This is a genomic window from Candidatus Magnetaquicoccus inordinatus (genome assembly GCF_004217665.1).
Lineage (GTDB): Bacteria > Pseudomonadota > Magnetococcia > Magnetococcales > Magnetaquicoccaceae > Magnetaquicoccus > Magnetaquicoccus inordinatus.
Genome location: NZ_RXIU01000133.1, coordinates 1 through 9,906, shown reverse-complemented (window position 1 = coordinate 9,906; position 9,906 = coordinate 1). Strand labels below are relative to the sequence as shown.

The window sequence follows — 9,906 nt, the reverse complement described above, 5'->3', positions numbered from 1 at the left end:
CACTCTTTGGGAGGGCGGACGCCCGACCTGCACAGTTTCGCTTGTGGCAACAGTGAAGAAATTGGCAAATGCGATTGCCCTGAACAGTTAGTGCAAACAGTCTATGCAAACAGTCTATGCAAACAGTCTATGCAAACAGTCTATGCAAACAGTCTATGCAAACAGTCTATGCAAACAGTCTATGCAAACGCTCTATGCAAACAGTCTATGCAAACAGTCTATGCAAGCACTCTATGCAAGCGCTCTATGCAAACAGTCTATGCAAGCACTCTATGCAAACAGTTGGTGCAAGACGATAGCATTTGCACTTTTCCTCTCTGTTGCTACACGCCCAACTGTGCAGGTCGGGCGTCCGCCCTCCCAAAGAGTGCCCCTCCGGGGCACAGATTGGTGCGGCGTGCGCGAATGCTTGCGCATTCGCTTCTGGTGAAACGCCGCACAGACGCAGGACTCCGTCCTGCACCTGCCAGGAGGAGATAATCTCCTCCTGGACCTCCATAATAATTTTTTGTTTTGCTTAATGTGAACGCAAAAGGTGGTGACAAATTGAGCGATCGACAGATCATCGGACGTATTGTGGTCCTGACCGGCCACGGCAAAGGCAAATCAAGCAGCGCCTTCGGTATGGCCTTGCGCGCCGCCGGTTGGGATAAACGAGTATGCGTGATCCAATTTATCAAAAAAGCCAGCCGCAAAACCGGAGAGATCCAGGCAGCACAACGGCTCGGTATCGAATGGCACACCCTGGGAGATGGCTTTACCTGGGATAGCCCAGATCTGGAACGCGATAAGGCAACCTCACGGCGGATCTGGCAATTTTGCCAGGAAAAAATTCTCTCGGCTGCCTACGACATGATCATCCTCGATGAGATCAATGCCGTACTCTCCTGGGGCTGGTTGGATCTGCCTGCAGTGCTGCACTGCCTGCAAGTGGAAAAACCTGCCCCACTGCATCTGATTTTGACCGGCCGGGATGCCCCGGCAGAGCTGATGGCCGCTGCCGATACCGTCACCGAAATGGTCGAGGTCAAACATGCCTTTCAGCAGGGAGTGCGGGCATGCAAGGGTATCGAATTTTAACAGCTCGGAAAACACTCCCATGCTGATTGAATCTGCCCTGTTGGTGGCGCCAGCCCTGCTGCTGGACCATTGGCTGGGTGAGCCCAGGCACTGGCACCCTCTGGTCGGATTCGGCCGACTGGCAGCTTTTGCTGAACAGATGCTCTATGGGCCGACACAAGAGCTGCCTTGGCGTCGGCGTCTGCGTGGTCTGTTGGCAGTGCTGCTTCTGCTGCTGCCTCTGACCGCTATACTGGGGCTGTTGCTCCACCTGCTGGCAGATTGGTCTGGCCTGTTGGAGATGGTCGTTCTCTACTTGACAGTGGCCGGACGCTCTCTGCAACAACACAGCACTGCCGTCTACCAGGCTTTGCAGCAGCAGGGGCTGGAGGCCGCACGGCAACGAGTAGGCTGGCTGGTCAGTCGCGAAACTGCAGCAATGGATCCACAAGCTGTCATTGGCGCTACCATCGAATCGGTGCTGGAAAATGGCTGTGATGCTGTAGTGGCGGCACTGTTTTGGTTTCTCTGCCTGGGAGCTCCCGGTGCCCTTTTCTATCGTTTGGCCAATACTCTCGATGCCACCTGGGGCTATCGTAACGAGCGTTATCGCTATTTTGGATGGGCCGCCGCGCGCCTGGATGATCTGCTCAATCTGCTGCCCGCCCGTTTGACCGCTCTCGGCTATCTTCTGCTCGGCAATACCCGCCTGGGCTGGCAATCCTGGCGACGCTGCCAAGTGCGCAAAAGTCCCAACTCTACCTTGGTGATGGCTGCCGGAGCCGGTGCCCTGAATCGACAATTGGGCGGTCCCGCCATCTATCACGGCCAAATAGTTCACAATCCTCTCTTAGGCACTGGCATTTTACCCGCAGATGTCGATATTCTGCGTGCCAACCGTTTGCTGCAGCGCACTATCTGGCTGTGGGCTCTGTTGACTCTGTTGTGGGGAGGATGGCAGCTTGCTTGAACATGGAGGTGGCTTACGCCGGGCCGCAGAACAGTTTGCCATTCCACCGGCAGAGTGGCTGGATCTTTCCACCGGAATCAATCCGCACGCTTGGTCCGCAGAAAAAAGCCTGCCCAAAGAGTGCTGGATGCGCCTGCCGGAAGAGGAGGATGGTCTCGAAGAGGCGGCTCGCCTCTATTATCAGTGCGAAGAGCTGTTGCCGCTGGCCGGTACACAACAGGCTATCTCACTGCTGCCTCGTCTGCTGCCTGCTCCCAGAACTGTGGCGGTGCTCTCTCCCACTTATGGCGAACATGCCCACTGCTGGGCCATGGCCGGTCATTACGTGCAGCAGGTCAGTTTGCCAGAACTGCTGGCAACAATCGAACGCTTTGCCGTAGTGATCGTGGTCAATCCCAACAATCCCACCGGAACAGTGTTGCCCATTGCGCAACTGCTGGAGTGGCGGCAACGCCTGCACGAACAGGGGGGATGGTTGTTGGTCGATGAGGCTTTTATGGATGTCACCCCTGCTGCCAGCTTGGCCCCATACAGCTCTCTGCCCGGTCTTATAGTTCTGCGTTCGGTGGGAAAATTTTTTGCTTTGGCGGGAGCCCGCTGTGGCTTTGTCCTGGCGGAAGGCTCACTGCTTGCCGCTTTGCGTCTATTGGCCGGTCCCTGGTGTGTCAGTGGGCCCAGTCGCTGGATGGTCAGTCAAGCTCTGCGTGATCAGCACTGGATTACCCAACAACGCCAACTGTTGCCACAGGCCAGCCACAAGCTGGCGACTCTGCTGCAACACTGCCAGTTGCCAGCCAGCGGCGGCACAGCTCTTTTTCAATGGGTGCCTACCCCTATGGCTGCCCTGTATTGGCATATGCTGGCCCAACAGGGAGTGTTGGTGCGCCATTTTTCCCAGTGGAGCGCCCTGCGCTTTGCTCTGCCAGGAACAGAACAGAACCATATGCGCCTGGAAAAGACTTTACAACAGATCCACGAGCATTTATCCCCATTTTCTGCTTGTCAGGAGTCTCCGCATGTTACCCCCTAAATATCGCAAGGATCGCCTTTCGGCGCTGGCGCTGCTGGGAATTGTCGCCCTCAACTTTCCTATCCTCTCCCTTTTCAGTCGTGCCGACCGTTTGTTTGGCATTCCAGTGCTTTTTTTATATCTGTTTTCCTTTTGGCTGCTCTTTGTGATCTTGATTGCCCAGGTGGTGCGGGTGCACAGCAAGGAGAAACATTAAAATGATCTGGCATTGGTTGCTGCCCTTTCTCTCCATCGCCTATCTGGGACTACTCTTTGCCGTTGCCTACTATGCCGATCGGCGGGCGGCAGCCGGGCGTTCCCTGGTCAACAACTCCACCATCTATACCCTCTCTATAGCCGTCTATTGTACCTCCTGGACCTATTATGGCAGCGTCGGGCGGGCTGCGGTCAGCGGTGTCGGCTTTTTACCGATCTTTCTCGGTCCCACTTTGATGGCCGCTTTATGGTGGTCGCTGCTTGGTAAAATTATTACCATCGCCAAACGCAATCATATCACCTCCATTGCCGATTTTATCTCCTCACGCTATGGAAAATCTCCCATGCTGGGCGGGATGGTGACCCTGTTTGTGGTGGTCGGCATCATGCCCTATATCGCTCTGCAGTTGAAAGCGGTAGCAGGAAGCCTGGAGGTGCTCTCCTTTCATCTCAATGCCGGTTGGGGTGGTGAGGACTCCTCATCCATCTGGAATGATACTGCGCTCTATGTGGCTCTGATTCTGGCACTCTTCTCCATTCTTTTCGGTACCAGACATCTGGATGCCAGTGAACGCCATGAAGGCATGGTGACCGCCATTGCCTTTGAGTCGCTGGTCAAATTGGGAGGTTTTTTGGCGGTCGGGCTGTTTGCCACCTATGGCCTCTTTGATGGTTTTGCCGACCTTTTCGGTAAAGCGATGGCCGATCCGCAACTGCAGCGGCTCTTTACCTTCGATGTGGTGCCGGGCGGATATGCCTCCTGGTTTTCTATGACCTTTCTGGCCATGATGGCCATCCTCTTTCTGCCCCGACAGTTTCAGGTGCTGGTGGTGGAAAATGTCAACAGCAATCATCTGCGCCAAGCCTCCTGGCTGTTTCCACTCTACCTGTTGGCCTTCAATCTCTTTGTGCTGCCTATTGCTCTGGCCGGACGCCTGCTGCTGGATGGCAGCATGGATCCCGATACCTTTGTGCTTACTCTGCCCATCTATGGGCAGCAGGATTGGTTGGCTCTGCTGGTCTATATCGGAGGCTTGTCGGCAGCCACCAGCATGGTGATTGTCGAGGCTATCGCCATGTCCACCATGGTCAGCAACGATCTGATTATTCCTTTGTTGTTGCGTCTGCGCAGCAGCTATGATGATGACTATTCCAGCATCATTCTGACCATTCGCCGCGCCATTATTTTGATTTTGTTGTTGCTGGGCTATTTTACCTTTCGCATGATCGGTGAATCACACACCTTGGTCAGCATCGGCATCATCTCCTTTGCTGCTGTCGCCCAGTTTGCTCCCCCGATTTTGTTGGGTATCTATTGGCAGGGAGCCAGTCGTCGCGGGGCCATGGGCGGCTTGCTGGCCGGATTTTTGGTCTGGACCCATACCCTGCTGCTAGCCTCTTTTGCCAAATCAGGCTGGATGGATAGTCAGTTTCTTACCGATGGTCCCTGGGGTATCGGCTGGCTGCGTCCACAGGCCCTCTTCGGACTGGAAGCCTTTGATCCCATTACCCACTCCATTTTTTGGAGCATGATGGCCAATATAGGGGTAATGATTATCCTCTCCCTTATGGATCGGCAGAGTGCTGTCGAACAGATTCAAGCCTTGAATTTTGTCAATGTCTTTGAAAAAGGGGCGAAAGGGGGGGATGAATATCTCTGGAGCGGCTTTGTTTCGGTGGGCGACTTGAAAAAATTATTAGGTCGCTTTGTCGGGACCGAATTGGCCGATGAAGATATTGTCCACTATATCGAACAGCGCCATCTTGATCTGGATGATCATGCCCAGGCGCCCGCCCATTTGGTCGCCTTTACCGAACGACGCCTTACCGGGGCCATCGGATCGGCTTCGGCTCGGGTGATGGTCTCTTCGGTGGTCAAAGGCGAGGCCCTGGATTTGATTGGGGTGATGCGCATTCTGGATGAAACCAGTCAGGTGATCGAATACAGCCAACGCCTGGAACTCAAATCCAGACAGTTGGAAGCGGCCTCCAGACAATTGCAAGAGGCCAATCAACGCCTGCAGGAGCTGGATCGCTTGAAAGATGAGTTTATCTCGACCGTCAGCCATGAGCTGCGTACACCCTTGACCTCCATCCGCGCATTTTCGGAAATTTTACACGATAACGATGATATGGATGTGGCCGATCGGCAAAAATTTACCGAAATCATCATCAAGGAGACCGAACGCCTCACCCGTCTGGTCAACCAAATTCTTGATTTGGCAAAAATGGAATCGGGAAAAATGGAGTGGCATTTGGCGACAGTCGATCTGACCCGGATTGTGCGCGAGGCTGTGGATGCCACCAGACAGCTCTTTCACAACAAAAATATTGCCTTGCAAAATCAGTTGGGGGATGATCCCTGCCCGTTTGATGGTGATCCAGACAAAATCATGCAGGTGGTGATCAATCTGTTATCCAATGCGGTCAAATTTTGCTCTGCCGATCAGGGGGTGGTCACATTGCAGCTTCTCAGCAACGAAGAGGGGATTGGTCTGACGGTGAGCGATAATGGCGCCGGTATCCCGCATAGTGATCTGGAGCGGATTTTTGAAAAGTTTCATCAGGTGCAGAGCGATGCCGAAAATCTGCCTTTGGGTACCGGTTTGGGGTTGACCATCTGCCGACGGATTATCGAAAGGCACCAGGGACGAATCTGGGCGGAAAGCATTTTGGGTGAAGGGGCGACCTTTCATTTTATTGTGCCGCGCCAACAGCCCGCCATGCACTTGAGCGAGGAGGAAGAGGTGGCGGAACGTTGTTAAGCCTCACTGATTTGGGGTGCCGAAAACTGTTGCAGATCATATTTGCTGCCATAGCCGCGTGGGGTGATCATCCAGCCGGATTGCAAAAAGGTGTGGGAGTTGCCTATCAGGACGGTGCTTTCCATATCAATCTCAGCCTCCAGAAAGTGTGCCAAATCGCTGATCAGCACGCGAGCATCGCTGCGGTAGGCGGCTGTGACGATGGCGGTTGGTGTGTTGGCTGACCGACAGGAGAGAAAAATTTCCTGAGCTTCGATAATTTGTGTCGTGCGTTTGCTGCTTTTGGGGTTGTAGAGGGCGGTGACAAAATCGGCTTCTGCTGCTGCTTGCAGGCGGCGGCGAATCACCGGCCAGGGGGTCAATAGATCGGAAAGCGAGATGGTACAGAAATCATGCATCAAAGGGGCTCCCAGCAAGGCTGCACAGCCGTTGACCGCACTGACGCCCGGAATCACCTCCAATGGCACACCCTGTTCTGCTTGCCAGCCAGCCTGCAATAATACCTCAAAAGCGGGGCCGGCCATGCCATAGATGCCGACATCTCCCGAAGAGACCAACACAGTGCGATAACCGGCACAGGCCTGTTGGTATGCTTCGGCACAGCGTTGCAGCTCTTGCCGCATGCCACTGCCAAGAACAATTTTACCAGCAAGCAGTGGTTCAATCAGACGCAGATAGCTCTTATAGCCCACCACCACCTCTGCCTCTTGCAGGGTTTGGAGTGCTTGCAGGGTCAAGTGTTGTGTGGAACCGGGACCAAGACTGAGCAAAGAGAGTTTACCGGGCATCTGTACGCACTCCTATGGGGGAGGTGGGGGAGAGGGGCAATGGGCAAGCGCCAGAGTGACATTTTTGCCCTCTGCGCCACGGTGACGGATTTTAGGCAGCCACAAGCGGGCTTGTGGCCCGGCGGCCAGCAAGGCTGCTGCTTCTGCAACCGAGGGGGTGCCGACATGTTGCAACACCTTTTGCGAGGGGTTGGCAACAGCGGTTTGTGCCAGTTGCTCGGCAGAAAAGAGTGTAAGAGGAAGTGCAAAGCGTTCGGCCAGCTCCAGCAGAGCCGCTTCATCCGCTTTGCGGTCGATACTGGCCAGACCGACAATCTGTTCCCAGGAAAAAAATTGCTGGAGTTGTGCCTCTTGCAACACCTCCAGGAGGGTAGAAAAAGGGGTGTCACGGTCACAGCCCATGCCCAGCCACAGCGCGGTTCCAGACGAGAGAGGAGGAGCATAACGAATCATTCGGTCTGGCCATTGTTGGGCGATGGCAGTCGGATCACGACTCTGGGTGATCCAGAGCAGTGCCTGGTAGCGTTCGGGATCGGCAGACTCAATGTTGGGCAGAGGATGGATATGCGCGGGGAGTTGCGGATGGTTGATGCGCCAGCGCTTGCTGCCACACTCTTGTACCCAGGCAACCGCTGCACCGTTGACCACTGCCGCAGCAACACGAATCAGCGCTTGCGCAGAGGCGTGGCGGCTCCAGCCCAAGGGTTGACCCAGCAGATCCACCGCCAAAATATTCTGGTTGTCAGAGGCGGTGGTGATCACCGGCATGGCCCCCAGCAGGCGTGCCACACGCAGAGCCTGTTGATTGGCTCCTCCCTGGTGTCCAGAGAGCAGGGGGATGACAAAACGGGCGCTTTCGTCACAGACCAGCAGAGCCGGATCGCTCTCTTTGCTGCCCAGGTGTGGCGCAATCAGGCGTACCACTGCCCCCACGGCTGCAAAAAAGAGGATGGGATGGTGTTTGGCCAGCAGCTCTGGAATATACTGGCGCAGTGGGGCAAAGAGGGTTGTGGCCTGTTCCGGCCATTGTTGATCCCAGGGGTGGAGCAGAAACAGTTGCGCTTCTGGCCACAATTTGTGCAAACGTGCGGCCTGTTGGGCCCCGTTCCGGGTCAGGGCGATCAGAGCAGGAGAACGGGCGTTGCCTTCCACACTTTTCATCCGCGGTTGCCGAGATTGGCCTCGCCATCATGACAGTGGATGATCATCAAGGAGAGATAGTGTACCGAGCAGCCACGCAGAGTGGTCACATCGCTGACGACACGCTCTTCAGGGGCACCGGCACGTTCAATAAAACGGGCTTTGCCCAACAACTGTTTGCGTGCCAGAAGATCGAGCAAATCCTCCAATACCGGTCGCACTTTGAGCAGCACCAGCGTATGAAAATCCTCCAACAGTTGTTCGATGCGTTCCATGCCGACAGTGGCAGGTACCAAAGCCAAAGTTTGATCGCCATCGCCCAGGCTTTGTTGGGTGAGGGCGGCTGCGGCCATGGGTGAGGCAACTCCGGGGATGATTTCAACCACGATACGTGCATCCAGCGCCTGGACGGTGCGTTGCAGATGGCCAAAGGTGGAAAAAAAGGAGGCATCTCCTTCGACCAGAAAGACCACATCCTCTCCTTGCTGCAATTTTTGCAAAACCTGTTGGGCTGCCATTTGCCAATGTTTGGCCAGAATGGTCAAATCGCGGGTCATGGGAAAGGAGAGGGGCAAAGTATGGGCTGGCAGTGACAGACCGGCACGTTCGGCAATAGCCAGGGCATAGCCACCCCCCTCCTGGCGACTTTCCGGCCAAGCCCAACAGGAGGCGGTTTGCAAAATCCGCCAAGCGCGGCGGGTGATCAACTCAGGATCACCTGGTCCCAGTGAGGTGGCATACAAACGTCCCGGTGTTGTGGAGTCAAAATGAGTCATATGCTTCGGTTCCGTGCGGATATTTAACAGAGGGATATATTAAAATTAGGAGCAGAACGGTAAGCCACATCCCGCACGGCACCCAGCCTGTGTCTCCATTTCAATAATCGAGCATTGGGCTCGCAGAGGCGGTATTCTGGAAACGGGACCAACCCTGATTCCGGGAGTAGCGCCATGGACAGCAAAGGATGTGATAGCATCCCCCGCGCCCTGTTCGATTGGATCACATTTTTCGCCAAATCGCTACCCATTCGATCGCTGCCGACATTCATCGAGCTATGTAAAAACCTGCCGAAGCGACTCTGCTTGTGGTGAGTTTCTGTTTATGCACTGAATGACCAGTGGCTATCGTTCCCCAAATGTGCTACAAAATACCGAAAGAGTCTCTTTTCTCAGGAGAGGAACCATGTCTAAATCTGAAATGATCCGAGCTCGTATTGAACCAGCCATCAAGCAGGATGCTGAAGCCATACTGAGTGAGTTGGGACTTTCCGTTACCGAGGCCATCACCATGTTCTACCGGCAAGTGGTGCTTCATCGGGGGCTACCGTTTCTGGTGCGTTTACCGAATGAAACAACGCAGTCTGCCATGATGGATGCCTTGAACGGCCATGATGTTACCGAATGGGCTGACCTTGAGAGCCTGAAAAAGGCCCATCAATAAATGGCAGTACAACTTAGAACAGTCAGACAATTTGGTAAGGATCTGCAAAAGGCCAAAGATCGCGGGAAAGATGACAAACTCCTCTGGAATATCGTTGATGCCCTTCTGGAAGGAAAGCCGTTGGATCCTCGTCACAGAGCCCACAAACTCTCAGGAAAATGGAAAGATTTCTGGGAATGTCATATTGAACCAAACTGGTTGCTTCTTTGGCTGGATGATGGGCAATCCATCACCTTGGTCCGGACCGGGACACATGCCGACCTTTTTTAGGCAACATTCATGGTAACTATTCACCACCCAAGACAACTGGGGGTCCAGGGAGGGCACCTCAATGCCATTAACTTAAGCCGTTACGTGTGGGGCTTATAAGCTGGCCGAACGCGAACCCCTGTCCCAAGCCTCTTTTTACGGTTATAACATCTATTTAAACGCATGGCATTACAATAGCTCGCCATGCTTTTTGTAAGTCGTTGTACCCAAATAAGCGGATTGGTTGCTGTCAGTAATTTCACGATGGTA

At 54.4% G+C, this 9,906-nt stretch carries 10 protein-coding genes; 7 read left to right on the top strand and 3 right to left on the bottom strand.

Annotation, left to right across the window (positions count from 1 at the left end):
• Positions 1-546: 546 nt before the first annotated feature.
• From cobO to EJP87_RS10425, 5 genes are read left to right on the top strand one after another with little or no spacing between them, the layout of a single operon-like run.
• The gene (cobO, locus tag EJP87_RS10445; protein WP_130471816.1) at positions 547-1,080 is read left to right on the top strand and encodes a cob(I)yrinic acid a,c-diamide adenosyltransferase; all 534 of its coding nucleotides are present in this window, start codon (positions 547-549) and stop codon (positions 1,078-1,080) included.
• Between the two features lie 19 nt (positions 1,081-1,099).
• Positions 1,100-2,029, top strand: coding sequence for an adenosylcobinamide-phosphate synthase CbiB (cbiB, locus tag EJP87_RS10440; RefSeq protein WP_130471815.1), 930 nt, complete (start codon positions 1,100-1,102; stop codon positions 2,027-2,029).
• Positions 2,022-3,059 (top strand): threonine-phosphate decarboxylase CobD, encoded by a 1,038-nt coding sequence (gene cobD / locus EJP87_RS10435; protein ID WP_130471814.1) that lies wholly within the window; start codon positions 2,022-2,024, stop codon positions 3,057-3,059. Before cbiB ends, cobD begins: the two co-directional genes overlap by 8 nt.
• Complete coding sequence (locus EJP87_RS10430) at positions 3,046-3,255, top strand: hypothetical protein (RefSeq protein ID WP_130471813.1); 210 nt, start codon at positions 3,046-3,048, stop codon at positions 3,253-3,255. Before cobD ends, EJP87_RS10430 begins: the two co-directional genes overlap by 14 nt.
• Before the next feature lies 1 nt (position 3,256).
• Positions 3,257-6,019, top strand: coding sequence for a sensor histidine kinase (locus EJP87_RS10425; protein ID WP_130471812.1), 2,763 nt, complete (start codon positions 3,257-3,259; stop codon positions 6,017-6,019).
• Here the strand turns inward: EJP87_RS10425 and cobJ are convergent.
• The 3 genes from cobJ to cobI are packed head-to-tail and all read right to left on the bottom strand — an operon-like array spanning position 6,016 to position 8,723.
• Positions 6,016-6,807, bottom strand: a complete 792-nt coding sequence (cobJ, locus tag EJP87_RS10420) for a precorrin-3B C(17)-methyltransferase (RefSeq protein WP_130471811.1) — start codon at positions 6,805-6,807, stop codon at positions 6,016-6,018. The two genes, EJP87_RS10425 and cobJ, sit on opposite strands and share 4 nt — an antisense overlap.
• Before the next feature lie 12 nt (positions 6,808-6,819).
• Complete coding sequence (locus EJP87_RS10415; RefSeq protein WP_130471810.1) at positions 6,820-7,968, bottom strand: cobalt-precorrin 5A hydrolase; 1,149 nt, start codon at positions 7,966-7,968, stop codon at positions 6,820-6,822.
• Positions 7,965-8,723 (bottom strand): precorrin-2 C(20)-methyltransferase, encoded by a 759-nt coding sequence (gene cobI / locus EJP87_RS10410; RefSeq protein ID WP_130471809.1) that lies wholly within the window; start codon positions 8,721-8,723, stop codon positions 7,965-7,967. The genes EJP87_RS10415 and cobI overlap by 4 nt, the downstream gene beginning before the upstream one ends.
• Positions 8,724-9,129: 406 nt before the next feature.
• Between cobI and EJP87_RS10405 the strand changes: the two genes are divergently transcribed.
• On the top strand, positions 9,130-9,387 hold the full coding sequence (locus EJP87_RS10405) for a type II toxin-antitoxin system RelB/DinJ family antitoxin (protein ID WP_130471808.1): 258 nt from the start codon (positions 9,130-9,132) through the stop codon (positions 9,385-9,387).
• Positions 9,388-9,657 carry a type II toxin-antitoxin system RelE/ParE family toxin gene (locus EJP87_RS19015; RefSeq protein WP_130471807.1) on the top strand — a complete coding sequence of 90 codons (270 nt, stop codon included), beginning with the start codon at positions 9,388-9,390 and terminating at the stop codon, positions 9,655-9,657.
• Positions 9,658-9,906 lie beyond the last annotated feature (249 nt).